Source organism: Paenibacillus sp. O199, assembly GCF_001636635.1.
GTDB classification, from domain to species: Bacteria; Bacillota; Bacilli; order Paenibacillales; family Paenibacillaceae; genus Paenibacillus; species Paenibacillus marchantiae.
This window is the reverse complement of the sequence record NZ_LGRP01000032.1, coordinates 29,379-55,019: the sequence shown is the minus strand read 5'-3', so window position 1 is coordinate 55,019 and position 25,641 is coordinate 29,379. Positions and strand designations below refer to the sequence as shown.

23 protein-coding genes are annotated in these 25,641 nt (G+C 48.8%); 2 read left to right on the top strand and 21 right to left on the bottom strand.

Annotation, left to right across the window (positions count from 1 at the left end; all coding sequences use genetic code 11):
• From A6049_RS27330 to A6049_RS27310, 5 genes are all read right to left on the bottom strand, one after another.
• On the bottom strand, positions 1 to 724 hold a 724-nt coding region (locus A6049_RS27330), incomplete at its 3' end, for a glycosyltransferase (protein WP_145921962.1).
• 51 nt (positions 725 to 775) lie between these two features.
• A complete protein-coding gene (locus tag A6049_RS27325; protein ID WP_145921961.1) occupies positions 776 to 2,680 on the bottom strand; it encodes a tetratricopeptide repeat-containing glycosyltransferase family 2 protein in 1,905 nt (634 codons plus the stop codon).
• Positions 2,637 to 5,009: a glycosyltransferase family 2 protein gene (locus A6049_RS27320; RefSeq protein WP_063567608.1), complete on the bottom strand. Its 2,373-nt coding sequence runs from the start codon at positions 5,007 to 5,009 to the stop codon at positions 2,637 to 2,639. The genes A6049_RS27325 and A6049_RS27320 overlap by 44 nt, the downstream gene beginning before the upstream one ends.
• Positions 5,010 to 5,089: 80 nt before the next feature.
• On the bottom strand, positions 5,090 to 6,535 hold the full coding sequence (locus tag A6049_RS32790) for a DUF6385 domain-containing protein (RefSeq protein ID WP_240321564.1): 1,446 nt from the start codon (positions 6,533 to 6,535) through the stop codon (positions 5,090 to 5,092).
• Between the two features lie 48 nt (positions 6,536 to 6,583).
• Positions 6,584 to 7,081, bottom strand: coding sequence for a DUF6385 domain-containing protein (locus tag A6049_RS27310; RefSeq protein ID WP_063567607.1), 498 nt, complete (start codon positions 7,079 to 7,081; stop codon positions 6,584 to 6,586).
• A gap of 234 nt (positions 7,082 to 7,315) precedes the next feature.
• On the opposite strand from A6049_RS27310, the gene A6049_RS27305 reads away from it, so the two are divergent.
• Both A6049_RS27305 and A6049_RS27300 read left to right on the top strand, forming a co-directional pair.
• A complete protein-coding gene (locus A6049_RS27305; RefSeq protein WP_063567606.1) occupies positions 7,316 to 7,849 on the top strand; it encodes a hypothetical protein in 534 nt (177 codons plus the stop codon).
• Between the two features lie 28 nt (positions 7,850 to 7,877).
• Entirely contained in the window at positions 7,878 to 8,459 is a 582-nt protein-coding gene (locus tag A6049_RS27300; RefSeq protein WP_063567605.1) for a hypothetical protein, read from the top strand.
• Between the two features lie 93 nt (positions 8,460 to 8,552).
• On the opposite strand, the gene A6049_RS27295 is transcribed toward A6049_RS27300, so the two are convergent.
• From A6049_RS27295 to A6049_RS27220, 16 genes are all read right to left on the bottom strand, one after another.
• A complete protein-coding gene (locus tag A6049_RS27295; protein WP_095206229.1) occupies positions 8,553 to 9,893 on the bottom strand; it encodes an MFS transporter in 1,341 nt (446 codons plus the stop codon).
• A gap of 71 nt (positions 9,894 to 9,964) precedes the next feature.
• On the bottom strand, positions 9,965 to 11,143 hold the full coding sequence (locus A6049_RS27290) for a winged helix-turn-helix domain-containing protein (RefSeq protein ID WP_063567604.1): 1,179 nt from the start codon (positions 11,141 to 11,143) through the stop codon (positions 9,965 to 9,967).
• 140 nt (positions 11,144 to 11,283) lie between these two features.
• Positions 11,284 to 12,078, bottom strand: coding sequence for an ABC transporter ATP-binding protein (locus A6049_RS27285; protein WP_063567603.1), 795 nt, complete (start codon positions 12,076 to 12,078; stop codon positions 11,284 to 11,286).
• 2 nt (positions 12,079 to 12,080) lie between these two features.
• Positions 12,081 to 12,941 (bottom strand): ABC transporter permease, encoded by an 861-nt coding sequence (locus tag A6049_RS27280; protein ID WP_063567616.1) that lies wholly within the window; start codon positions 12,939 to 12,941, stop codon positions 12,081 to 12,083.
• Positions 12,942 to 13,091: 150 nt separating this feature from the next.
• Positions 13,092 to 14,141 (bottom strand): ABC transporter substrate-binding protein, encoded by a 1,050-nt coding sequence (locus A6049_RS27275; protein WP_063567602.1) that lies wholly within the window; start codon positions 14,139 to 14,141, stop codon positions 13,092 to 13,094.
• A gap of 331 nt (positions 14,142 to 14,472) precedes the next feature.
• Complete coding sequence (locus A6049_RS34260) at positions 14,473 to 14,784, bottom strand: hypothetical protein (RefSeq protein ID WP_240321563.1); 312 nt, start codon at positions 14,782 to 14,784, stop codon at positions 14,473 to 14,475.
• Positions 14,781 to 14,981: a hypothetical protein gene (locus A6049_RS34255; RefSeq protein ID WP_240321562.1), complete on the bottom strand. Its 201-nt coding sequence runs from the start codon at positions 14,979 to 14,981 to the stop codon at positions 14,781 to 14,783. The genes A6049_RS34260 and A6049_RS34255 overlap by 4 nt, the downstream gene beginning before the upstream one ends.
• Before the next feature lie 152 nt (positions 14,982 to 15,133).
• Positions 15,134 to 15,772 (bottom strand): winged helix-turn-helix transcriptional regulator, encoded by a 639-nt coding sequence (locus A6049_RS27260; RefSeq protein WP_063567614.1) that lies wholly within the window; start codon positions 15,770 to 15,772, stop codon positions 15,134 to 15,136.
• Between the two features lie 22 nt (positions 15,773 to 15,794).
• The gene (gene trhO, locus A6049_RS27255) at positions 15,795 to 16,682 is read right to left on the bottom strand and encodes an oxygen-dependent tRNA uridine(34) hydroxylase TrhO (RefSeq protein ID WP_063567600.1); all 888 of its coding nucleotides are present in this window, start codon (positions 16,680 to 16,682) and stop codon (positions 15,795 to 15,797) included.
• 251 nt (positions 16,683 to 16,933) lie between these two features.
• On the bottom strand, positions 16,934 to 18,358 hold the full coding sequence (locus A6049_RS27250; RefSeq protein WP_240321561.1) for a YfcC family protein: 1,425 nt from the start codon (positions 18,356 to 18,358) through the stop codon (positions 16,934 to 16,936).
• A 4-nt stretch (positions 18,359 to 18,362) separates the two neighbouring features.
• Positions 18,363 to 19,556 (bottom strand): M20 family metallopeptidase, encoded by a 1,194-nt coding sequence (locus tag A6049_RS27245; RefSeq protein WP_063567599.1) that lies wholly within the window; start codon positions 19,554 to 19,556, stop codon positions 18,363 to 18,365.
• Between the two features lie 374 nt (positions 19,557 to 19,930).
• A complete protein-coding gene (locus A6049_RS27240) occupies positions 19,931 to 20,839 on the bottom strand; it encodes a LysR family transcriptional regulator (RefSeq protein ID WP_063567598.1) in 909 nt (302 codons plus the stop codon).
• 129 nt (positions 20,840 to 20,968) lie between these two features.
• A complete protein-coding gene (locus A6049_RS27235) occupies positions 20,969 to 22,078 on the bottom strand; it encodes a DUF5050 domain-containing protein (protein WP_145921959.1) in 1,110 nt (369 codons plus the stop codon).
• A gap of 55 nt (positions 22,079 to 22,133) precedes the next feature.
• A complete protein-coding gene (locus A6049_RS27230; RefSeq protein WP_063567596.1) occupies positions 22,134 to 23,639 on the bottom strand; it encodes a sensor histidine kinase in 1,506 nt (501 codons plus the stop codon).
• Positions 23,636 to 24,346, bottom strand: coding sequence for a response regulator transcription factor (locus A6049_RS27225; protein ID WP_063567595.1), 711 nt, complete (start codon positions 24,344 to 24,346; stop codon positions 23,636 to 23,638). The genes A6049_RS27230 and A6049_RS27225 overlap by 4 nt, the downstream gene beginning before the upstream one ends.
• Before the next feature lie 225 nt (positions 24,347 to 24,571).
• The gene (locus tag A6049_RS27220; protein WP_063567594.1) at positions 24,572 to 25,435 is read right to left on the bottom strand and encodes an Rpn family recombination-promoting nuclease/putative transposase; all 864 of its coding nucleotides are present in this window, start codon (positions 25,433 to 25,435) and stop codon (positions 24,572 to 24,574) included.
• Positions 25,436 to 25,641: the final 206 nt, after the last annotated feature.

The window sequence follows — 25,641 nt, the reverse complement described above, 5'->3', positions numbered from 1 at the left end:
GATATCCGCATTCCGGCGTAAGCTTTGCCAGCAAAGGCTGTAACAACTTGAGCGCTTCATCGTATCTCGCTTGCTGAAACCACTCGGCAGCCATGGCATATAACAGTTCCGGTTGATCCGGCGACTTATGGAGAGCGGAGCGAATCAGCCGCATATTGCGCTCGGGTTTATTTTTGCCAACAATAACGTGCTCCAGATAGCCATAATGAATAATCTCAAGCCCGGAATCGACCACCCCCCACGGAGCGAAGGATAGAATCGAAGATGCCACTTCTTCATGAATCATGCCTTGAAAAGCAATCCGGGGATCATTCCGAAATAAACGACACACCGCATCCGTCACACGCTCTTCTCCAGACATTCCGAGCAAACTCGTGACCTGTATCCAGTAGCCCCATATGTCGTCCTGACTTGAGGTCAGCAGCCGCTTCATCTTCGTCAGATTGTGCTCGGTCTGCATCCAGACTTCATCCGCATCCAGTACCAGAATCCAAGGATGAGTGGCCGCAGCAAGAGACAGGTTGCGGGCAGCACTAAAATCTCCGGTCCATGCCGCACTGATGACAACCGCCCCATAACGACGGGCAATGTCGATCGTCTCATCCGTTGATCCCGTATCCACAATGATGATCTCATCCACAACATCCTGAATAGCATCCAAGCATCGCTGAAGCGACCGGGCCTCATCCTTCACAATCATGCACAGGCTGATTCCTGTCTGCATGTTCATCCTCCCTCCTTCCTATACGGGGTTCTGCTCTCTTTCATTCAATCTTCAAAACTCAAAACCATCCGGCCCCGGTAAATCCAGCCTAATCTGTTGAACCACAGGCCAACAACGGTCTCGCTTTACTTCTGTCCCTTGAGCATATGCCTCCAAGTGATGATCGGCAGCACTGACAAACCCTTTCACCAACCAGCTGGTTCCCACACGTGAATCGGAGGCTCCGGAAAAGGGTTCTCCCGCTTCCTGCCGGGCTCCTTCCACCAATGGATACACTCCTTCTGCCAACTGCCCCTGACCAAGCTGAACCAGCGCATGCAGCATATCCCATTTCCCGGATTGCACACACCCTTCCATCATTAATCCAATTGCCTGCCAGCCATTATATGCTGTCCCAGCAGCCACGTTTGAGTCGTCATTTTGGGCAACGGCTTGTGAACTACTGATTCTTTCTGCCTGTTGATATGGCTCCGACTCCGTACCCGATTGCGAATGACGATACAGCCACGCAGTCAGTTGATCTTTCCCCTCTATTGGTCTTCCTTCAATCCAGTTTAGTCGCTCTATCCAATGGGTAGCCGGTACAGAAAGCTCTCCTTTTTTTCGCTGTACCGTATCTAGCTTAAGGCGTGCCTTGTTCCATTTTCCCAGTTGAATCTGAAGCAAAGCCTCAGCCATGGATAACCTCTCCCGCATCTCCCCGGAAAGGTCTGAAGATATGTCTGGCAACAACTTCACAGCTGTATCATAACAACGACACTGCTCCAGAATGCCCAATACTTTCTGGATCGCCTCTTCTGAAGTCATTGCAAATCGCTCCTTAATCAGCTCCACCAAGTGTTGCCCTTGACCCGAAACCCGCATGATCCGAAAAATCCGGTACAAGGGCGGCAGCAGGCTCGATTTGGCACGAACTGCTTCCACATAAGCATCCACAGCACCTTCAAGATCCGCCCGCCCCTCCAGCAGCCTAGCCAAGGTATACCAGGTCTGATAGGTTCCAATTCCTTCTTCCGTATGAAATATGGGTGGCGGCGGCCCCATACGAACTGCTTCACGCAGCGATAGTTCTGCCTTTTCGGTCTCCCCCAACGCCTCCTCACATACTCCGCGATGATGCAGCAGGTCCGTGTATTCCGGGAAGAGTTCAAGAGCATCATGGATATGATCCAATGCTTCCTGCCAGCGACTCAAATGCTGGAAACAGCGAATCTCATATTTGAACAACAGATGTGCATAACTTGTCAGGGTTGGATCAATTCCCGCTTTTGCTACGCCAAACGTCTTCAGCGCCTGTTCCGTTTCTCCCATCCGCAGATACTCGACACCCAGGTTATAGTGATGGAACGGCTGCTCCGGCTCTTCCTCCACCGCCTGTTGAAGCAAACGCAAATTCCGGTTCACCTTATCCTTGCGCTCCACAATGGCTGTCTGATACCCGTAATGGTGAATGATCATGTCTGTCACGTGAAAAGCAGCCTGTGGATTCTTCCGACAGATTGCCACCGCAATCTGCTCATGAATCCGACCCTCAAACCGATGCTCCGGCTCGTTCCTGAAGAGGCGCAATACCGGATTTACCGTCACCCCCTGCTGACCTGAACCCGTATAGTTATGGATATTTAAAAACAATCCGTCACATCCGCTGGCTGCCGTCCAGCTTCTGATCTGCTCCCGTGCATTCTCATCCAACGCCTCGTCCGCATCGAGAAAAAGAATCCATTCGCCCGAAGCCCGCTCCAGCCCAGCATTTCGTGCCGCGGCAAAATCGTCGCTCCACACAAACGGCACAACTACTGCCCCATATTCCCTGGCAATGGCAGCACTTCGGTCCGACGAACCGGTATCCACAACAATGATCTCGTCCACCGCCCCGCGGACACTTTCAAGACAATGAGGCAACAGTTCTTCTTCATCCTTCACGATCATGCATAATGAAATGTGCTTGGTCGGCAAGCTGGTTCCTCCTCTCCTTCGCACGGAACACCGTGCGCCAAGGGATACCCTCTGCGGTGCGTAGTTGCTGATCCAAAACAGTCTGTTGTGCCAAAAGTACCTTGTCAGCGGGAGAGCGAGTTCGTTCCTGTCTGATAACCTCTAGCGCCAACCTCATATAACAGACAGCAGCTCCAGCTCTCGCCTGTCGCTGTTCTGAATAATTCTCCAATGCCTGCTGGAAAAGAATCAATGCCTGATTGTAATGCCCTTTGGCATACACGGCTTCCCCAAGGTAAAAGAGGCTTTCCGCATCCAAATCGCCTTGTGACATAGATTGAATTAACAGATCTGCGGCAGCCATGGTGTATCCCTGGCGGTAAAGAACAGCGGCCATCCAACGGCTACGAACACCATTTCCATCGTGTTCAGGACTAATTGCAGCCATCTTCTCGTACAACTTCCTGACAAACGCCAGTTGCCCCATCTGCACTGCCCGAGTCAATATGTTCTTACTCAGCTCCGTTGCGGCCTGAAGCGTCTGATGAGCTGTTTTCCCATCTCTGTCATCCACGACATGCACCCGTTTTCCCGTATCCAGCAGGCCATTCAGCAGTCTCCAGCCATCCCTCTCCTGAGGTTCTGCTGCGGTCATAAATGATTCGGATACAGATAATTCATTTGTCCAATAGGTCATTGCCAAGTCCAATCGTTGCTCAGGCTGGAAGTTAATGCCCGCAATATCCTCCTCACTCCACTGATTCTGCACGTACTGCAAGGCTTCTGATACCCTGTTGGCACATAACATCCAATACAGATAATCTTCATGTTTTATAGGCGTATTTTGGTCATCTCCATCTAGCAAGTTCAATGCCTGCCCATATGCTCCACTGGAAGCAAGTGCATAAACCACATGCGCCAGATCATCCTCGTATGTTATTACGCTCGGATCTGAATCCTCTTCCTTTGAGCGCTCTTTCTTTGAATACTCTTTCCAGCGTGCGAGTAATGTCTCAGTTATGCTTTCATCCGTCTCTCCCGATTGCTGCAATACATCGGCTAACCCTGTCCATGCAGGAGCATACGTGATCTCGCTCCCCAGAGCCAGGCTGTACAGATGAGCAGACTCCTGCAGAAAGCCTCTTTTCTGTGCAAGCCTTCCCATGGCTGTATAGGCCTTGTAGCTATCGCAACCTATATCCGTTACGTAATATCTTTCCATTCGAGCTGGCTCTCTGTGAACATCTTCAGAGGACTTGCCCTCACATAATTCATCGCTTCCTGGTTTATCTGTTTGCTCAATTGCCTGCTGATGTACGCCTCGAATCTCTGCCTTGTTATTGTCCTTGAGATCAGCTCCATTGAAGCCCTCCCGGCAATCTGTTGCTCTTGCATAAGACTTGTAGGCCCTCTCCTCCAGACCCTGTTGCTCCAAAATCTCTCCATATATCAGATGCAGGTCGGCATACCCTGCATAACGCTGTCTTTCTACCGCCAATAACCCATGAGCCTCGTCATAGCGCCCCATTGCCAGAAGAACCTTGGCATAGTCCCGAACCAGGGTGGAGCGATACGGAGCTTGCAGGGGTGTATGAAGAAAGGATTCAGTAAAGGCTTCTGCTGCCTGTTCGATATTCCCTAGCTGACAGTATGTTACCCCCACATTATAGAGGTGAAAAGGTTGCCCCGGACGATCAGCTAATTCCAGCTGCAAAAGCTTTAGATTACGCAAGGGTTTATGTCCTAGAGCAATCGTGGACGGCAAATAACCATCATGAACCAAACACAGTGGAGCCAAGGGTTCATGCTCAGCGATCCCGTCTTCCTCACGGGTAGAGGAGTCGTTTATTTCCAGAGCGCCTTCTTCTTGTTTTCCATCATCCTTTGCTCCTCCACGAACCAATTGCTCATGGATACGCCCCGCATACCGATATCCTTGGTGGGCGCGAAAAAGACGCACAGGTTGGAAGATGACACTCTCTCCCGTTCCCTCGCCAATTCGGTTCTCTATCGTAATCCGCAGTCTCGAAACGCTCTTATGGACCTTCGGTAGATAATCCAAAAGCTCTTCCAATCCCTGTATGACATACTCATCCGCGTCCAGACACAGAATCCATTCCGTGCTCGCGAGAGGCAAACTTATATTTCTGGCATGTGCAAAATCATCTTCCCAACGGGCGTGAAGCACCGTTGCTCCATAATGTCTGGCGATCTCCGGTGTACGATCTGTTGACCCGGTATCTGTAATGAAGCATTCGCTGCCCATCGGCTTGAAGCTGTCGAGACAGCGGGCCAGATGATGTTCTTCATTTTGCACAATCATATGAATTCCGAGTAACCTGTTCTGCATATGCAGCCACCTCCAATGCAAAAAAAAGTACATGAAGCCCACCAAAGGGACTCCATGTACCTATATGACAACAAACCGGGTTATGTGCCTTGTCCATTGAAGAACACATCAATCGTGCTGGATGCTCCCAGCAGACTGGAGCGGTAGGAAAGACGTGTATATTTGAGAAAACGCTGCGGCACCAGAACATCGACCGAGCCTGGCAAAATCCCGGTCACCGTGTCCACATCATCGTACCAGTTGGTACCGTTGGCACTGATTTCCACGCGGGCATCGACCCGGTTAAGCCCCGGCCCCCTGTTATATACAAAGAAAGAATAAGTGCCGAATACACTCGTCGTGACCGCCGGAAGCGGTGTAAACGTGTTTGCCGTTGGCGTGCTGAGAAGCTGTGATTCCTGAAAGCTTTTTTGCGAGATGGACGTCACGCTGCTGAGTGTACCCGCCGTAATCGTGGCTCCCAATACGCTGGTAATGGTACCATTCAACAAATTGGTCAACGTTCCGGCTGTAATGGTGGCACCAAGTACACTGGTAATCGTACCGTTCAGCAAATTCGTTAACGTTCCCGCTGTCACGGTAGCTCCCAGTACACTAGTGATGGTACCATTTAACAAGTTCGTCAGTGTTCCGGCTGTAATCGTTGCTCCAAGTACACTTGTGATTGTACCGTTCAACAGATTGGTCAGCGTCCCTGCGGTAATCGTCGCTCCAAGCACGCTGGTGATTGTACCTGCCGTGATTGTTGCTCCCAGTACACTGGTGATCGTTCCGGCTGTGATTGTCGCTCCCAGTACACTTGTGATTGTACCATTCAGCAAGTTCGTCAGCGTCCCCGCCGTCACCGTGGCTCCAAGCACACTGGTGATCGTTCCGGCTGTGATCGTCGCTCCCAGTACACTCGTGATTGTACCGTTCAGCAAGTTCGTCAGTGTCCCTGCGGTCACTGTGGCTCCTAGAACGCTATTGATTGTACCCGCCGTAATCGTTGCTCCCAGTACACTAGTAATTGTTCCGGCTGTGATCGTCGCCCCGAGTACACTGGTGATTGTACCGTTCAGCAAGTTCGTCAGTGTTCCTGCGGTGATTGTAGCTCCAAGCACGCTGGTGATGGTACCATTGAGCAGGTTTGTTAATGTCCCCGCCGTCACGGTTGCCCCGAGCACACTTGTGATGGTTCCGGCAGTAATGGTGGCTCCCAAAACACTGGTGATTGTACCATTCAGCAGGTTTGTTAATGTTCCGGCTGTGATGGTTGCACCAAGCACGCTGTTAATTGTACCCGCCGTGATCGTTGCTCCGAGGACGCTGGTAATCGTTCCGTTAAGAATATTTGTGATAGTTCCGGCATTAATCGTAACGGTAGTCAGACCTGAGATATTACTGATCGTACCATCCAAAATAATTCCGAGTACGTTCCCGCTTGTATCGGTGTGAACCGGCTGGGCTGCGCCTGTACTATCATGACCAAAAATCAGAGTTCTCAGATTATCCGGATTCGTGTTAAACGTTGTAAAGTTAGGCATATGCCTCGTCCTCCTCCCTGGTCAAATCGGTTGTAGAATTCCACGTTCTTACGGCATACGCTGTGCCTGAAAATAAACATCGAGCCGGGTCGGCTGATCCGGTTGAACCGATTGGATAACCAGCCGGGTATAACGCAGGAATCGCAGCGGCACCAGCGCTTTGGTCTGCCCTCCGGCAATCACTTCCTGGCTGTCCACAGCATAGTCCCTGGCATTAGGGCTGATCTGAATCTGCACAAGAGCCGGATGTTCGCCCCGATTTACAATGCCATATGTGTACATGCTGAGCGATGAGGTGTCTTGAGCCGGAAGAGAATTCATACTACCGTTTGTCTCGGCTCCGACATACGTATGCTCTGTAAAACAGTGAGTAGCACCAGGGAGTGTCGTACGTGAGGAAGTACCCTGCTTGAACCGGGGACGAGTAATCCGGGAACAAGGAGGTTTCAGCAATTTAGCGCGGCAGGAACGACGGGATTGGCGACGGCTGACATATTTAGTTGTTTGGTTCGTTCTCTTCTTGCTACGCTTCGCTGTTCGACTCATATCGATTTCCCCTTAAAAAATGTGCTTACGCATCGTATGCCTGCATGTAAAATACGGGCACGGCATACGCCGTTATTTGAGGATTTACTGTTTGTATCCCAAACCCTTCCCCTTTTTCCCACATACACTGCAAGTACAACCTCTTCACGTCTCTCTTTCAAAATTTCATAGAAGCAGCACATTCCAAAAAATTCACTTTGGTTATCTTATTCAGGCAGATTGGAGGTGGATTATATGACCAATTCCAATGTATTCAATCAATCTAACGGTCCCTTATATACTCAAATGACTAATACATTCTCTGCCCCTGGCATTGAGTCCACTCCAGAGGGCGGGGCGGCAGCCGCAGGCAGTTCTTTTGCACTGACTACCAATAATGTCAGTGTAGGTGCTGGACTAAATCTGTTGCTGCAGGTCGTTAATGCAGTGGGCAGTGGGCGTACCTTGTACGTCTCTAGGATCAGCGGAGGCACAACCGCAGCTGCTACACTCATTGTCTATTCCGGCGGAACCATTACAGGTGGTACCACACCTGTGCCAGTCAATACATTGTTGGGCAATACCAATACGAGTGTAATGACAACAAGGCAAAATACCGGCACATTAACGGGAACATTAACAAGCTTGTTAAGCATTCCTCTTACAGCGGGCATGTATATGTTAAACCTGAACGGTTCTATCATCGTCCCTCCAGGACAGACACTATCCATCAGTGCGGGAACAGGCTCCCAAACCGCCTCCATTAATCTTTCCTGGTGGGAATTCTGACATATCATTTAGAAAAGGAGTGTGCACAATGCCGAATGATCACGTGTTCAACCCGCTAAACCGTCCCGTTTATACATCCATTACGAATACGTTTACCTCTCCCGGCATTGTGGCTCCACCTGAGAATAATGCAGGTAGTACTGGCAATCTGTACAATGCAGGCTCAACCAACTCCACAACACTAGGATTGCTGGGGGGCAGTGTTATTGCTACTGTCCAACTGACCAACCCAGTCGGGAGCGGTAAAAATGTGTATATATCACGGCTTTCCGGTGGAATCACGGTCGCGCTCAACTTGCTTTCTTCCTTCAGTGGTACCATGACTCTGTCTGCAAATGGAACATTGACATCACCGAGCACACTCACACCGGTAAACAATAATTTATCAAGCAGTAACACGAGCATTGCAACGGTGCGATTCTCCGCTGCCGCTCCCACGGGTACCACAAACTTATTGGCTATGCCCTTGCAGGTAGGTCCCTTTCTATCCAATGAGTTAGGACGTTACGTGGTTCCTCCTGGTCAGTCCATTAACCTGTCGGTGAGCGGATCCCTGTCTGTTGGTGGGCTGATGGCCTCCACCTCCTATTTCTCTTGGTGGGAGGCATGATGCACTACCCTATTAGATGGAAATAGCCGCTTACGGATAAGTAACCGTAGCGGCTGTTCATCGTTCATTTTCTTTTTATAGTAACGATGGCAGTTATGGCTGTCTGACTGTCTTCTGCCCAAGTTCTCCAGTCGACTCTGCCGGAAGTGGCTGTTGCCCCTTCCATAAGATTCGTTGCAGCATCATGCCTGCGAAACCAATAGCCAGTGTCGCCATGCCAATATATTGAAATGTGGGACTCGGTCCTACACTCCGAATCAAGGCACCTCCAGCGAGTGGAGCAATGACCAGCACGACACTGGAAAGCGAGTTTTGAATACCGAATACACGGCCTACATAGGCAGGCGGAGTTTCTTTTTGCAGCAAGTAATTCAACGTCACCATGAACAGTCCATTGCCCACTCCGATGCATAAGCCCCAGATGATGATCCAGAACTCGGACGTTTGGGAACTGATCCAACCAAGCGCACCAATTCCGGCACCAATCAGCAAATATCCTCCACCCAGCCCCCAGCCATACCCAATTCGCGGAAGTCGATTCAACAGTAGAATAATCACAACCGCACCTGCCCCAGCCGATGATCCCAGCCAGCCGATCAGAGCTTCGTTGCCCGGCTTGATCTCCCGAAACAGCGTCGTAAACTGGTAATCGATCATGAGGATCGCCATTAATCCAAAGCAACCAAACAGAATCGTACTCAGAAGGATGCGGCTGCTCTGGATAAAACGCCAACCCTTCTGCCATTGAATGTATAGAGATTCCGCGGTCTCCCCCGTTTCCAAAGGACCTCCATCCGATGCAGAAGGTTCTGGATCCTCTGTAAGACGCCGTAAAGGCCATAACACGACTCCGGACAACAAACGTGTACAAGCATTGATTAAAATACAGACTTGCGGTGAAAAGACGGCCACAATGACTGCACCCAGCAGCGGTCCCGCTACTTTGGAGCATTGGTTCACAAAACCGTTCAGTGATGATGCCTGAAACAGATGCTCCTCTGCTACCACTTGACGCGTAAGTGCCTGCTGCGCAGGTACATGGAATACCCCCATCATCGCTCGTAAAGCAAGAAGCGGCAGCAGCCAAGCCGCACTTGGCGCGAACAGAATTGCAATCGTTAATAAGACGGTGATCACATCACATATCATCATGATTTTCACCTGATGCAAACGATCAGCTAGTGCACCTGCCACCGAGCCAAGTACGATCCCCGGAACAGCCATACATACCGGAATAAGGGCTATGATCAGAGGATCAGCACCCCAACGATAAGCGACCATTACCTGGATGGCGAGCGCGTCAAACCAATCTCCAAAGGTTGCGAGTGAATAAGCAATAAACATCCGCATGAAGCGGAAGTTGGTCCATAGGCTTTTGGATGAACCATTGGACGAAATGGATGATGGATTGGGTTCATTTGAGATGACGGTCATACGTATACTTCCTCCCCTGATTACAGCCTTGTTGCTGGCTTATATGTTCCTTGGCTGTAATCATAAGGGTGTTATATCAGAGGAAGATCAGATGATGGAGCAAACGGGGATAAAAATGTGCGGATTTCATCCACAATTTGTTGTCCATAAACAGGCACGCCGTAACTTTTGGAGATATCCGCATAAATTTGACGGTATTTAGTGCGAAGACGCCCCTCTATCCGGTGGTGTGCCATGAACAACAATATTTGGTAAGCCGAATTGAGATATAGCGGTGCGTTCAATGTCATTTTCAATACGTCCAGACCATCGTCCATTCTAGGCTCTGCCTCTCGGATTCTCCCTTGTCTAAGCAACCATAGGCCTTCCATAACTTGAAAGCGTCCGATTTCCCGCAAGTATGGCGCATCTTTCAACCCGGAACGCAGAGCAGACATATGATCCTCTACCGCTTCGCCGCTGCCACCCCACAGTTCCACATACAACGCTGAGAGCTTTACCGGAAGTCTGAAATGAACCAGTTCATCTTTCTCCATCACGTGATACGTTTCAATGAGTCGAGCCTTGGCTCGTTCATACTGGCCCACCTCTGCGTAGACTTCAACAATGTTCAGAATACGAAGTTCACGAAGCTGATCGGCAGACAGTGCAGATGAATTCAGAGCCTTTTCGTACAATGGCAAACTCTCCGATGGTTCAATCAGGGTATGTGTAAAAATTAGCAGCCAATACAAACGTTCCTCGAAGGGAATTTCCGTCGTTGTAATCAACCATTCCAGATCTCCCTGAATAAAGTGGATATACAGCTGATAAAATGGATCAATCTCAATGCCCAGTGCTTCTTGCTGATCCAGCAGCGTGAGCATCGACTTCCCCTGCCCATACAGATGATATTTGCGGAACAATCCATGAATCACTTCTCGCATCTCCTGATCTTGGGCGGAAGGGTTAGAGGGCAATATCGCCATATTCGATCGGATGATAAGTCGGTAACCATAACCACGCACGGTCTCCAGTGCAATTTCTTCCCAACGTTTCAGTTTCTTGCGCAGTCGATACACATGGTCGTCCACGGTGCGTTCAACCGGATATTCCAAGGGCCATACCCGATCCAGCAGTTGGCTGCGAGTAAAGGCTTTTTCCTTGTTCTCATACAAAAAATACAGCAGTGCAAATTCCTTCGCCAGCAGGCGGATGGAATCGGTACGCTGGATTACCGTGTATGTTCCTTCATCGAATTGTAACAACATGCTTGGCCCTCCTATGTATGCTTACTACTTGTGATCCTTATTCTGTTCAACATACCACAAAAACCCTTTGCGAGAACGCAAAAGGTTTTTGTAATGAGATGTACTGGCTCTCTTCGGTAATCGCAAGGTGCTCCCTGGATTTAACCCAGCACCACGCGATCGTCGGCCATTTTTTTACCGCTGATACGTTCAAACTCACCCAATAACTCAGGTACGGTCAGCGTGCGCTTACGCTCTTCACTAACGTCCAAAATAATTCGGCCTTTGTCCATCATAATTAGACGATTGCCCAAACGTATGGCCTGCTCCATATTGTGTGTGACCATCAACGTTGTAAGTCTCATCTCACGTACAAGCGTCTCTGTCAGCTCTGTGATCAGCTCCGCACGAGAAGGATCAAGCGCAGCCGTATGCTCGTCCAGCAGCAAAATTTGCGGCTGGGTGAATGTTGCCATGAGCAGGCTGAGCGCCTGGCGTTCACCGCCAGACAGAAGGCCCACTTTGGCATTGGGGCGTTTGTCGAGTCCAATGCCGAGTTTCTCCAACTGGGCGTTGAAAATCTCCCGTCTTGCACGGGTCACTCCAAAGCCCAGTCCACGGCCCTTGCCACGTTTGTACGCCATCGCCATATTCTCCTCAATGGACATATGCGGTGCTGTACCCGCCATCGGGTCCTGAAACACACGGCCAATCCAACTGCTGCGTTTATGCTCAGGCAGGCTTTTGATGGAACGATCATTGATCAGCACATCGCCCATATCTGGCTTCATGACGCCTGAGATAATGTTCATCAACGTTGATTTTCCCGCGCCATTACTGCCAATCACGGTCACGAAGTCTCCCGGGTTCATCGTCAGGTTTACGCCAACCAGCGCAGTCTTCTCGTCGGTCGTTCCCGGATTAAACAGTTTGGTCACTTGTGTAATCTCAAGCATAATCACATGCCTCCCTTCGCCTGTTGGCTCGACGAGCCCATAAGCTCTTCGGTTCGTTTGCGAGCCAGGCTTTTCTGCTTCATGGAGCGCTGCATGGTTGGGAAAACAAGTGCGATAATAACGATCACAGCGGTGATCAGCTTCAGATCGGATGTGTCGAACCATTCTACCTGGAGTGCGATCGCGACCACAATCCGGTAAATAATTGAACCGACAACGGCCGCAAGTGTGGCCCAGAATACGGTTCTTGCACCCAGAATGGCTTCCCCGATAATAACGGAGGCCAGTCCGATAACGATCATACCAATTCCCATCGTAATATCTGCAAAACCGGATTGCTGTGCAATAAATGCTCCAGACAGCGCAACAAGTCCGTTGGACAGACTGACACCAACAATGGTGGTCACATCCGTATTCGCGCCGAAGCTGCGAATCATGCGTTTGTTGTCACCTGTGGCGCGCAGTGCCAGTCCGATATCTGTTTTCATAAACAGATCCAGCATAATTTTGAATACCAGCACAACTACGATAATGATAACCATGACATGCTCACCCGAGAAGGGGTTATCCATGCCCATAATGGATTTGTTCGGTGCGCCGAGAATACGCATATTAATTGAATACAGAGCAATCATCATCAGAATACCGGATAACAGCCCGTTAATTTTGCCTTTGGTGTGTAGCAGACCTGTACAGGCGCCAGCCACCATTCCTCCAGCCATTGCTGCCAAGCAAGCGAGCCAAGGAGAGAAGTCGTTGGATATCATGACCGCCGCGATTGCGCCTCCAGTTGTAAAACTTCCGTCTACGGTGAGATCGGGGAAGTCCAGTATGCGGAATGTAATATATACACCCAATGCCATCAGTGCATACAACAATCCAAGCTCGATTGCCCCTTCAATTGAACCCCAAGTCAAATTCACATTGCTTCCTCCCTGTCTATCGAAAAGAATGAGGCGAACCCGCCTGCACGTCCGCCTCGCATCCGTACTGCCGGAGGATCTCCGGTCAGATTATTGAATAGTGTTGTTATCCTGGTCCTTCACTTCTGCCTTCATCTCATCGGTAACAGTGATGCCTTGAGCTTCAGCAGCTTTCAGGTTCAGAATCAGATCCAGCTTGTCCGGCACGGTGACTTTCATGTCGCCCGGTTGCGACCCATTTTTCAAAATGTCCGCAGCCATTTCACCCACTTGGTATCCGTGATCGTAGTATTTGAAGCCAACGGTTGCGAAAGCCCCTTTTTCCACGGTATCCCGGTCACTGGAAAAGAACGGAATTTTATTTTTGTTCGCGGTCTGGATGATTGTATCCACTGCGCTAACTACCGAGTTATCCAGCGTGATATAGAAGGCATCCACTTTGCCAACCAGAGAATCGGTCGCCTGTTTTACTTCGGAAGTGTTCGTAACTGGTGCTTTGACCAGCTTGATATTATGTGTTGCGAGCGCTTTTTCCGCATTGTTCGCCATCACAACCGCATTCGGTTCGCCCTCGTTAATAACCAGACCAACCGTCTTTACATCCGGCAAATATTTGGCGATAAAATCAGCCAATTGTACAATCGCCTCCGGGTTCGTATCCGATGCACCTGTTACGTTACCACCTGGCTTGTCCATGTCACTCACCAGTTTGGCACCCAGCGGGTCTGTCACCGCTGCGAACAGCAGTGGCTTGTCCTTTACTTGTTGAGCCAGTGCCAGTGCGGATGGTGTTGCAATCCCTAGGACCAAATCATTTTTGGAATCCCCGGCAATTTTCTGGGCAATGGACAGGTTGTTCGTTGAATCGCCTTGCGCGTTATTGTAGTCAATCGTCAGATTCTTGTCTTCTTCAAGACCAGCATCCTTCAGCGCTGCAATAAATCCTTCACGTGTGGCATCCAACGATGGATGTTCGACAATTTGCGAGATCGCGATGCGATACGATTTTTCTGCCGTACCTTCACCTGTTGTGCTGCCCGATCCCTCGGTCGTTATGCTACCGCCGCTGTTATTTCCGCAACCAGCCGCTACAACCATAGATGCAACCATCATCAGAGACATTAACCATTTCTTTTTCATGTGTGAGAACCCCTCTCCATCTTCTAAAATGTTGATGCCCTCATCGTTATCCAAGTGACACGATAGGGCGGGACAAAACGAACGCTTCAACGCATTGTTGCTTTGATCGACAAAAGCAGACAAATATAGACTTTTCTCATGCGACTGAAGTCCATGACTCGTGTTGGTATTTTATTGTTTCCCTAATATTAAGGTGCGACCTGTTTCCCGTCAATGGTTGAACCGCTTCCAATTTGCATTCATTGCAGATACGTGAGAGAAAACATTACATAAAACAAAAAAAGGCCTCTGCTAAGAAAGGATATACAACTGGGTGAAGAGAAAATACACATCATTCTTTTTCTTTTTTCAATTCTTCTAGTTCAGATAATGTTAGCCCGGTAGCTTTGATAATGGTATCTTGATCAAGCCCCAAAGCGAGCATATTGATTGCGATTTTACGTTTACTCTCTGCTTCTCCTTCTTTGATGCCTTCTTCGATTCCTTTTTGGATGCCTTCCTCCAAGCCTTTCTTGAGACCTTCTTCTCGTGCGCCCTCAATCATGGAAACTTCATCCCATAGAAATTTCTGACGGTCGATATATTGTTGACGTGCTTGCTCATCCTGGCTCAGAAACTCCAATACACTCATGGCTTTTTTCAACGCCGGTCCGGTTCGTGCATCAATAACTCCTCCCAGCTAGACTTGGTTATCCCCTTTAAAAATAATAGCCATCGCACTAATCCATCATTCATCATAATGTTGTTGTCTTTTAACTTCGAAATTTCATCTGTCAGGGATATATCTGTATGATCTTCTCTTAAATGAAATACGTTGTGATAATGATCATTAGCGAGCATATTGAAATTAACAATGTTAATCGCTACGCATTTTTTTGAGCTGGATGTAAATTTAATAATAACACGCATCTAATACTTAATATAACGTTTTTACGTCATTTTCCAAACAAAAAAGAGACTGTTCCGAGTGATCGAAACAATCTCTATACATGCTAATTCCCAGCCGCTTCGCGAATCTGGTACGTGCATTTTTTGCCGCCATCCGCATAACATTCGGTGCGCTCCACATCAGCCTGCAGCAATGAACGGAACAGTTCCAGTTCACAGCGGCAAGCCTGTTTATAGACACTCGCTACCTGCACAATAGGGCAGTTCAGCTCGGTAAGCACATAGGTGCCATCCTCTTCCTTGGAGGCATCGGCCATATATCCGTTTGCATTCTGAATGCGCGCGAGTTCCTCGACACGTCCGGCCAGATCCTGACCTTGCATCTGTGGCTGTCCGCTGCGAAGCAGCTTGTCCCGGCGGCTCTCGAACAATGCATCCACGACACCGCTGCCCGCTGAATCCGACAGTTCCTCCAGCAGTTCCAGGGTCAGTGATGAATATGATTTTGGGAAAAAGCTATCCCCGCGCACCGTCAGATGGTACACCGCGGAGGGACGTCCAGCTGTAGCTCTGGCTTCCCGAACCTCAATCCAACCCTCCTGCTCCAGTGCCGTGAGGTGACGGCGAATCGCCATGCCGGTCAGACCAAGCTCAGCTGTCATTTCCCTTGCGGTCATTGTGCCTTGCTGCTTCAGCATGAACAAAATCCGTTCACGCGTCGTTCGTTCCTCTTCGCGCTTCACGATCAGCACCTGCTCTCCCTGCTTATGCGGTTACCGGTGCTGCCTCCCGGCAGGCATCCGAGCAAAAGCGGTTATGCGTCTCTTCGCAATCCTCACAGCTTACATGCTGGAGGTTGCAGGTTGGACAGTTAATATAACGGTCATGCGTCGTTCCACAGTGATAACAGCTGGCAATCACGATATCTTCATCCGTCCGGTTAATCGGCACGGAAATACGCTCGTCAAAAACATAACATTTCCCATCAAACAAACGACCTTGTACCTCATCATCCTTGCCATAGGTCACGATTCCGCCATCAAGTTGTGCCACGTCCTGGAAACCTTCCTTAATCATGAACCCGGTCAGCTTTTCACAACGAATACCGCCAGTACAGTAAGTAATGATCTTTTTGTCCTTCATGTCGCCCAGGTTATCCCGAATCCATTCCGGAAACTCGCGGAACGACTCCACGTCCGGACGAATCGCACCTCGAAAATGACCAATCTCGTACTCGTAGTCATTGCGGCCATCAATTACAATGACATCCTCCTGTTGAAGATGCTCGTAAAATTCTTTCGGGGACAACCGTTTACCACTAACTTCGTTCGGGTCCAAGTCTTCGTCCACACGGAATGTAACCAGCTCAGCTTTGTGACGAACAAATATTTTTTTGAACGCATGCTCTTCGACATCATCAATCTTGAATACCATATCGCTGAACAGCGGGTTGGCATGCATATCCTTCATGTACTGCTCGGTTTGCTCTGGTGTACCGGATACGGTACCGTTAATGCCTTCCGAGGCAATCAGAATACGTCCTTTTACACCCAGGTCCTTACAGTATTGCAGATGCTCTTGCGTAAACGTTTCAGGGTCTTCAATCTTCACGAACTTATAATATAAAAGCACGCGGTACGCGCTGTTACACATGTGTATCACCTGTTCCTATCCCATGTTGTTATTGGCCGGATCATCCGACAAGACTACAACGTTGCAACCTTGCTTATGAAAAAGAAAAGAAACAGCCGTCCGAAACAATGTCTCGAACTGCTGCTTTGAACATTCGACTTTTATTCCTGCATTCTAGTTTATCGGAAGCGGAATAGCTTAGTCAATATAAATGTATAGAAAGGAATGTAAGTTATGGAATACATTTTTCGCTGCTTGTCTCAATCGAACGATTAAGAATACTGAATGGCATTGGCGATCAGCATAAATACAATACCCATAGCGATCCACATGACCATCAGCGGCCAGAAGAATCTAACCCATTTCTGATACGGAATGCCGGATACCGCGAGACTGCCCATTAAGGCTGAAGACGTTGGCAGAATCATGTTGGTGAATCCGTCTCCGAACTGGAACGCCAGTACGGCTGTCTGACGGGTAACTCCGAGCAGATCCGATAATGGAACCATAATCGGCATCGTAGTCACGGCCATACCTGTACCCGACGTGATGAACACGTTCATGATATTTTGGAAGAAATACATACCCAATACCTGCACGGAGGACGGCAATTCGCCAACCGCTGTAGACATTCCGTATACTACGGAGTCAATCACGTTACCCTGATCGAGGACAACCATGATACCTCTTGCCAGACCGATGATAAAGGCACCATAAGCGATGCCACTAGCACCTTTGACGAATTCACTTGCAATTCGACTAGGACCGAACCCGGAGACAAGACCAGCGATCACGCCCATGCTCAGGAAGAGGGCCGCCAGTTCTTCCATCCACCAGCCTTCTTTGGAAACACCCCAGATTAACAGGGCAAAGCCAGCTACAATTGTAATGATAGTCAGAATATGTGTGATGCGAATCGTTGGCAGTTTGTTCAGGTCCACCGCAGGTGTATCTGCTGCCTGCTCCTGCTCCAGCTCATGCACCAAACCACGTGTTGGATCAGACTTCACTCTGGACGCGTACCGCATAATATAGATACTTGTCACGGAGATGAGACACACCAGGATAATTGCACGAAGCCAAATCCCTGAGAAAATTGGAACTTCTGCAATGGCCTGAGCCAGTCCTACGTTGAACGGATTGAGCAGTCCGGCAGTGAAACCACACGAGGCCCCCAGCGAGATCATCGCCGTACCGGTTAGAGCGTCATACCCCAGCGCACGCGCAATGGCAATCCCGATCGGTACAAAGACCATAACCTCTGTGGACATGCCCATCGTGAATCCACCAACTGAGAACAAGGTGATGAATACCGGAATGACCCATAATCCCTTGTTGGCGAACGAACGGGCTACCCTACCTGTAAGGGCTTCAATCGTTCCCGTACTCGTAATGATCTGAAATGCTCCGCCGATGATGAAAATAAAGAATACAACGTCCGCGGAGTCAACCAGTCCGCGAACGATGGACTTGGGAATATCCCATAATCCCGTTGGATTGGCCTCTACATGATGATATGAACCTGGAACGAGCAAGGATTTGCCTGTTGCTTCATCCTTGACCCGATCAAATTCCCCTGCTGGAATAATGTAGGTTAGCACGGTAGCTACCAGCACCAGAATAAACAAGATGACGAAGGTGTGAGGCATCTTAAACCATTTGCGCCGTTGTTGTGGTTGTTTTGTTATGTTTTCCAATTCATCATCCCTCGTCCTTCTGTTGTTTCCATGCTTCAAATTCATCACGTACCTGCTGCAATGCTGCCTTGTCTGCGTACAAATCGAACGCCGTCAGTGCAAGTGCCTTCGCCGCACGGTTTAGCTCAATCATGCCTTCCTCTGCTCCGGCAAGCCGGGCAAATTCAGGTGTGTGTGTTGTCGCATCTCCTAACCGAATATACGGATGGATTGCGGCTGTAATCTGGCTTACGTTACCGATATCCGAAGAACCGACGCCGCCTGTTTGCGGTGGATCATGCACTTCAATGCCCATATCCTCCAGGTTCTGCTGAAACAGACCCGCCAGAGTTTTGTTGTTATTCCGCTCGGCATAGATCAGGCCTTCGGTAATATCTACCGTAGCCCCGACGCCTTCCGCAGCATGGCGCACGACTCGATATACTTTGTCCATGACGACTTTCAGCTCTTCAACGGTCTTCGCCCGAATGATATATACGGCTTCAGCCAGCTCAGGCACCACGTTGGGCGCATCTCCACCCTTGGTAATAATCCCGTTCACCCGAACGTCATCCTTCAAATAAGGACGCAGTGAGTTTATTCCCGCGTACGCGTTGACCAAGGCATCTAGCGCACTAATGCCCTTCTCAGGAGATGAGGCAGCATGTGCTTGTTTGCCATGGAACGTAAAGGTTGCGTCCACACAAGCCAGCGCACCTCTCAGTACCATCGTTTTTTGCTGCGGGTGACACATCATGACGGCATCCATCTCATTGAATACGCCATCGTTCACCATAATGATCTTTCCGCCGCCCTCTTCTTCAGCCGGTGTGCCAAGTACGACGATTCGTCCCGGAAGATCAGGGCAAGCTTCCTTGAGCGCCAGTGCTGCACCTACAGCAGAGGTTCCGATCAGATTATGTCCGCAGGCATGTCCGATGCGGGGCAGTGCATCATATTCAGCGAGCAGTGCAATCGTTGGTCCGCCTGGCTGGCCTTCCCATACAGCACGGAACGAGGTGTCGAGGCCTGAAATGCCTTTTTCCACCTGAAATCCGGCCGCTTCCAGCGGTTCGGTTAACCATTGTTGTGCTTGGACTTCCTGAAAGCTAAGTTCAGGGTTAGCGTGAATGCGCAGGGATAATTCCCGCAAGTCAGGGTCCAGCCGATCTACGGTTTCTTTGATTTTTTGCTTCATATGAGCTGGGTCAGGATACATATTGTTTTGCCGCCTTTCTCCAAATACAGCATTTCTATATTCAATTCAATCGAATAAATATACAATCAGATTGGATATATTGTATGTGTGACCAAGCCAGAAGTAAATTCAAAAAAATTAAGGAATAGCCCATAAAAAATTTTATGGACTCGCTAGACAATAACATATGGATATCATTAGATGTCAGTATATTACTGGTTATTTTTCATATTAGCCAAGACGGCATCGGTATACATTTTAATCTTATGTACATCCTTCGAATGGGTACTCCCTATAAAAATGACACTGCCAAACAGCAATAAAATTCCTTATTTGATAATAAAATATCGGATAATTATGCATGAATAAATGCACCTATTCCGCTATGTCTGTATCTAGTTTCCGTCCACAACATGCTGTGTTCCAGCCGTTTTCATCAAGTCAATAAAGCGACCCACCGTTGCCTGCTGCAGCACACTTTCCTTATACACTAACCACGTATTACGCCGCAATCCCTGTCCATTCTGTCGAATCAATTCCTGCTGGTGAAGGCCATCCGAATCAGACACGAAAATACCCGGAATAATGGCATAACCAAGCCCATAACGCACCATTTCCTTACATGTCTCATAGCTGTCCACACGCATCGTTACGGTTGGTGAACATTCATAGCGCTCATACCACCAGGCCGCTACTCCCTCTCGGAAAGGACTCACAGGAGTTCCACCCGTTTTCGTCAAGGGCTCCTGAAATGCAATTTGCGGAAGCTCGGGAAGTTCATCCAGGTTGATGGGTTCACGGGATACAATGCAGACCGGTTCATCGTGCAGCAGATGTTTCCCCTCATACCATGGATGCTCCCCCCGTATGACACCCACTTGAATTTCATCCCGCATCAACAGTTCCATAACCTCCACACTCAGAGCACAGGTCACAGCAAACTGAACCTCCGGGTACAGTTCCTTGAACTGCTTTAACAAGGGAGGAAGCTTGTACAACGAATAATGATTGGCAATCCCAAGACGCAGCGTTCCCTTAACCTCATTCCGAATGTTCAACAGCTGCTCCTTGACCTGATTAAGCTCATTGAGCATTTTACGGGCATAGATCGCGAGATGCTCTCCTTCGGGAGTAAATCTGGCGCCTTTTAACGTTTTATCGATAAGTGGCACGCCAAATTCCTTCTCCAATTGCTGCAAACGGTATGTCAAAGCCGGCTGGGTCATAAACATGCGCTCCGCAGCCTTGGTCAGACTACTTTCTTCGGAAACGCTCAGCAGCAGACGGCAGTCCTTTTCATCCATGATCATGTTCCCCCTTTACTTCTCGTCTCTTCAGTATAACCCAGAAAACCAGCGTTAAAGGTACAGAAAAAGCCCAACTCGATATGAGTCAGGCCCGCTCTGCTAATTTACTTCTTCTTCGATGATGATTTACTGCGAGATCGTAATGACCGAGGTGACAAAGTGGTATGATTCATTTTCCTGCACTGCCTGTGACAGCAAAATTCGGTTGCCTTCCGGACTCCAGCTCAGTGGATCAGATGCGTTATCCATTTCGGCCGAGATCTGGAACTGCTCCGCCGTTTCCGTATTAGAGACGAACAGCCCTTTTTCATCGTCACTTTCCGAATTGATTGTGTAGGCGATTTTGGAATCGTCACCAGACCAGCTCGTGCCGAAGATCTGCGTGCCTCTGGCAAGCGTGGCTTTTTCATTCCCTTCCAGATCGGTTAGCACCAGCGCCCGTTTGGTATCGGCTGTTTTTTTCACAATCGCCAGTCTTGATCCATCGTTGGACGGGATTACCCTCTCTACACTTTTCAACACCTGCTTCACTTCACCGGTCTTCGTATCGTAGCTATTCAACTGTCCGTCCGTGCCTGTGATGTAGTAAATTACATTACCCGAAACGCTGACACTACTTACATTGAAGTTCCCCGTCTTGACCAGCGCTTTGGTTGTTCCATCCACACTTGCTGATATGATATCCCCATTCATGTTTGGAAAAACAACATGCTCCTTATCCAGCCATGCTCCTTCAAAGACAAATCCATCGTCATTGCCTGCAGGAACCACTTCCCCGTTGTGCAGGTTCAGAATGAAGCCTTTGCCCGTCGATTCCTCTGGTTCTCTGTAGAAAATATACTGACTATCCGGGGACACGAGTGGTGAGCCCAGATTCACTTCACTTTCCTTCACGGGTGTATCTGTGCCCTTTGTAAGATCGTACATGTATAAGTTATGCGGGTAACGTTTCTCACCCTCAACGGTGACAGGCTTCATGGACTCGTTTACTTTATCCGACAAAATCCAGTCATTGCTTAGCCATGCTACCCCGCGCATATTCGACAGTTTATCGATTTTCTCCAGCTTAAAGCTCTGGTATACCGATGTATTTGTATTGTCCTTGACTGTAATATCCGTGCCGGATTTCCCGTTCTGTGTATTATCCCCTGGTTTCGTTGTTCCCCCGCATGCTGTTGCCGATAATAGGACAATTGCCCCGAGCGTGCCCAAAGCCGCCTGCTTCCAATTCATCATGGTCCCTCCTGATTGCTTTCTATAGACCAAGCATACACATCGCATACTTCCAAAGTTATTCAGACTTGTTTCCAACTTGTAAACTTGAATGGGCAAGAGGGAAAACAAGCTGGAACGTCGTTCCTTCCCCATGCTTCGGATCGCTCGGCAACAATGTGATTGTGCCGCCCTGCTTCTCTACAAATTGCTTGACGAGTGATAGTCCCAGCCCGGTTCCCCCGGTTTTTCTGGCCCTGTCTTTGTTGACGGTGTAAAAGGGTTCAAAGATTTTCTCGCTCGCCTCATCCGGAATGGGCGTACCTGAGTTGAAGATGCGAATCACCGCTTGTCGCTCCTGCATTCGCAGTTCATTGCTTACCCGGATGACACCTCCCGGCACATTATATTTGATCGCATTATCCAACAGATTGATGAAAATATGCATCAGGCTCTCCCGATCGCTGCGGATCACCGCAGGCAGTAACGTCACCTCCATGTTCAGCGCAAACTTCTCGGCTTTGCCCCGCATCCGGCCACAGGCATCCTCCAGTAGAGCACGAACCTCCACGTCTTCCGCCTGATTCTCAAAATCATATTTCTCCAGGGCTGATAAATGTAATACCTTCTCAACCATCTCGTACAACCGCTCCGTTTCCTTGCCAATATTGCTCGTGGCATCATCCAGCAATTGCGGATCATCCTTATACATGTCCAGCAGCTCCACATATGCCTTAATCGACGTAAGTGGTGTCTTGAACTCATGGCTAATGTTACCGATATATTGTTTCTGCTGCTGCTCCAGAGCCTGAAGCTTCTCGATAGCGAGCTGAAGCTTCTGCTGTTCCGCATGCATGGCTTCAATATTTTGCTGAATCGATGTGCTCATATAATAAATGCCCTGTCCCAGTTCGCCCAATTCATCCTTGCGACTCACTGGTGATTCGGTAATATAATGCCCTTCACGAATGGAATCGGCAGACTTCTTCAATCGGGTTATAGCAACAGCAAAACGATTGTAGAAGAGATATCCCAGAATGAAGCTTAACCCAACAACCGCAATCCCCGCCCACATAAACAACTGAAGGATACGGGCATAGAATTCATGATAGCTCTGAACCGGATACTGCATGCGCACAGCACCCATCTGTCCATCCGGTCCGTCCAGCGGTGCTACATATAGCAGGGTATCCCCCTGTTCGTGATAAGCAATTTTATTTTGCAGCGCATAGTTCAGCGTCGCTGTGATATCTGCACTTTCCTCAGACATGATTGATGAACCAACCTGCTGTCCCTTCATATCATAAAGCGCGATGGGCAGACCTGTGGAGCTTGCAAGCTCTTGAGCCAGCCTGCGGCCATTTTGCTGTAAAAAAACCTCCTGCTCTAGACGAACGGACTCGGTATAGTAAGACTGCCGCACATTCAGATTCACCAGACGGGTCTGCTGGGACAGAATGGTCTCGATCTGCGTCTGCTGGTTGCGCTCAATACCTCGCAATACCAGCGAGCTGAGCACAACGACGGTCAGGATTAGCAATGCAGCTAGAAAAACGCTGAACTTCAGCTTGATGCTGATTCTCATACCGAGCCGCCCGGTTCAGGGGCTGATGCCTTATAGCCGATTCCGTATACCGTCTGCAATTTTTGCTGGTCGGTATCGCCGATCTTTTTGCGCAGCCGCTGAATATGAATATCCACCGTGCGTGTACCCCCGGCATATTCCATGCCCCACACCCGGTCCAGCAGATCATCCCGTGTGTATACACGCTCGGGGTTGGACATCAGAATGGTCAGCAAGTCGAACTCTTTTGGCGTCAAATCCAGCTTCTCCTCATTCACCGTCACGGTGCGGTGAGCGATATGGATACGCAGTGTTCCATTGACGATAGCCTGATTCTTCTGGTCGTCAGGGGACGGGCTGCTTTTCTCCACACGGCGCATCAGCGCTTTTACCCGGGCGAGCAACTCGCGGATCTCAAACGGTTTAGTCATATAATCATCCGCGCCCATTTCCAGGCCTACGATCTTATCCACGATATCATTTTTGACAGTCAGCAAAATAATGCCGATATCCTCTCGATCCTCCAGCCTGCGGCATACGCCGTATCCGTCCAGCTTGGGCATCATCACATCCAGAATCATGACCTGCGGATGGAATGACGCCACCTTGACCAGTGCTTCTTCGCCGTCATTTGCTGTCTCTACTTCATATCCTTCGCGCCGCAGCGCGTAAGCAATGGCACTGACAATGCTTGACTCGTCATCCACGACCAATACTTTTTTATTCATCGAAATCATCCTCTATATGTGTCATGAGTTATCGTAATCTTTGGATCTATGTTAACAAGGTATGGCCTGATTAGCTATGGAGGACTTTTCGATTTGTGAGAAACTCCAGAAACGTCTGTATCCTCTCAGCTTCGACTTAGCTCTACTTTTTTTATACCCCAAACACAACAAAAAGAGCCAACCCGTAATTGGATTAGCCCTGTAAAGTGTAATTTCAGTTTCATATCACTGCTTAGGCAGCAGTTTTTTGATTTCCTCTGCAGAGAGTCCGGAGGCTTTCACCACAGCTGACATATCTACGCCAAGTGCAAGAAGCTCGCGAGCCATTTCCACTTTACCTTCTACTCTACCTTCTACTTTCCCTTTGGCTTCACCCTCAGCACGTGCACCTTCAATCATCGACTTTTCATCGCTTAGTGCTTTCATCCGTGCATCATAAGCCATTCTCGTAGCTGCATCCTGACTCAGAAATTCCAGCGTGTCCATCGCCTTTTTTAGCATCGGTTCATTCATCGCCAGCACCTCCCAGTTTGATGGATCAATCCCTTTTAAGAATAAAAGCCAGTTCACCAGTCCACCCTTATCCATAGGGACAGGGTGTTGATCCAGTTTGGTCAATTCCATCACATGAATTTCTATATCATCTGTCAAACCAATACCTGTATGATCTTCGCGTAAATGAAAAACATTGTGATATCGTTCATTGTCCAGACATGAGTAATTTAAAATATTGATCGTCACACATTTTTTCAAAAGATTATAGTTTTCGCCCTTCTTGATCTGGTGAGAGTACATTTCACTCCAGTAGAACAGCGTCCTTTTTTCCATATTATACGGATTAAACAGCTGCATCTCAATGTTGATTAACTCACCCTCCACCGTACGCGCTTTGATATCTAAAATGGATTGTTTATCTTCCGGACTATCTTTGTCCGTAAACGTGTTAATAAGTGTAATCTCCGTAAGAGGCGACTCACCGGTTTCAATAAACGTGCTGTTAAGGAAAGCTAACAAAACATCTTTACTTTGCTCACTTCCAAAAATACGTTTGAATACAAAATCAACTCGAGGATCGAGCAAATCCGTCATCCTGCATCAGCTCCATTCTTACCCAGGATTATATCATAATTCCCATACTTTCTTCAGCTTAACGTTGGACCTGCATTCACATCTGATCACTCTTCAAAAGACAAATTCATTGGCTCGTCCGACATCTCATACTCTGTCTCCATATGAGTCAATGGTGTATTCGGATCAACCTCTTCGAAACGGAAACTATCCACCCAAACTTTTCC

Excerpts from the sequence above, each read along its gene's own strand:
- A6049_RS27320 (WP_063567608.1), bottom strand. The coding sequence starts at position 5,009 with ATGCAGAACAGGTTACTCGGAATTCATATGATTGTGCAAAATGAAGAA.
- A6049_RS32790 (WP_240321564.1), bottom strand. The coding sequence starts at position 6,535 with ATGCCTAACTTTACAACGTTTAACACGAATCCGGATAATCTGAGAACT.
- A6049_RS27310 (WP_063567607.1), bottom strand. The coding sequence starts at position 7,081 with ATGAGTCGAACAGCGAAGCGTAGCAAGAAGAGAACGAACCAAACAACT.
- A6049_RS27305 (WP_063567606.1), top strand. The coding sequence starts at position 7,316 with ATGACCAATTCCAATGTATTCAATCAATCTAACGGTCCCTTATATACT.
- A6049_RS27300 (WP_063567605.1), top strand. The coding sequence starts at position 7,878 with ATGCCGAATGATCACGTGTTCAACCCGCTAAACCGTCCCGTTTATACA.
- A6049_RS27295 (WP_095206229.1), bottom strand. The coding sequence starts at position 9,893 with ATGACCGTCATCTCAAATGAACCCAATCCATCATCCATTTCGTCCAAT.
- A6049_RS27290 (WP_063567604.1), bottom strand. The coding sequence starts at position 11,143 with ATGTTGTTACAATTCGATGAAGGAACATACACGGTAATCCAGCGTACC.
- A6049_RS27285 (WP_063567603.1), bottom strand. The coding sequence starts at position 12,078 with ATGCTTGAGATTACACAAGTGACCAAACTGTTTAATCCGGGAACGACC.
- A6049_RS27280 (WP_063567616.1), bottom strand. The coding sequence starts at position 12,941 with ATGGCATTGGGTGTATATATTACATTCCGCATACTGGACTTCCCCGAT.
- A6049_RS27275 (WP_063567602.1), bottom strand. The coding sequence starts at position 14,141 with ATGAAAAAGAAATGGTTAATGTCTCTGATGATGGTTGCATCTATGGTT.
- A6049_RS34255 (WP_240321562.1), bottom strand. The coding sequence starts at position 14,981 with ATGCTCGCTAATGATCATTATCACAACGTATTTCATTTAAGAGAAGAT.
- trhO (WP_063567600.1), bottom strand. The coding sequence starts at position 16,682 with ATGTGTAACAGCGCGTACCGCGTGCTTTTATATTATAAGTTCGTGAAG.
- A6049_RS27245 (WP_063567599.1), bottom strand. The coding sequence starts at position 19,556 with ATGTATCCTGACCCAGCTCATATGAAGCAAAAAATCAAAGAAACCGTA.
- A6049_RS27240 (WP_063567598.1), bottom strand. The coding sequence starts at position 20,839 with ATGGATGAAAAGGACTGCCGTCTGCTGCTGAGCGTTTCCGAAGAAAGT.
- A6049_RS27235 (WP_145921959.1), bottom strand. The coding sequence starts at position 22,078 with ATGATGAATTGGAAGCAGGCGGCTTTGGGCACGCTCGGGGCAATTGTC.
- A6049_RS27230 (WP_063567596.1), bottom strand. The coding sequence starts at position 23,639 with ATGAGAATCAGCATCAAGCTGAAGTTCAGCGTTTTTCTAGCTGCATTG.
- A6049_RS27225 (WP_063567595.1), bottom strand. The coding sequence starts at position 24,346 with ATGAATAAAAAAGTATTGGTCGTGGATGACGAGTCAAGCATTGTCAGT.
- A6049_RS27220 (WP_063567594.1), bottom strand. The coding sequence starts at position 25,435 with ATGACGGATTTGCTCGATCCTCGAGTTGATTTTGTATTCAAACGTATT.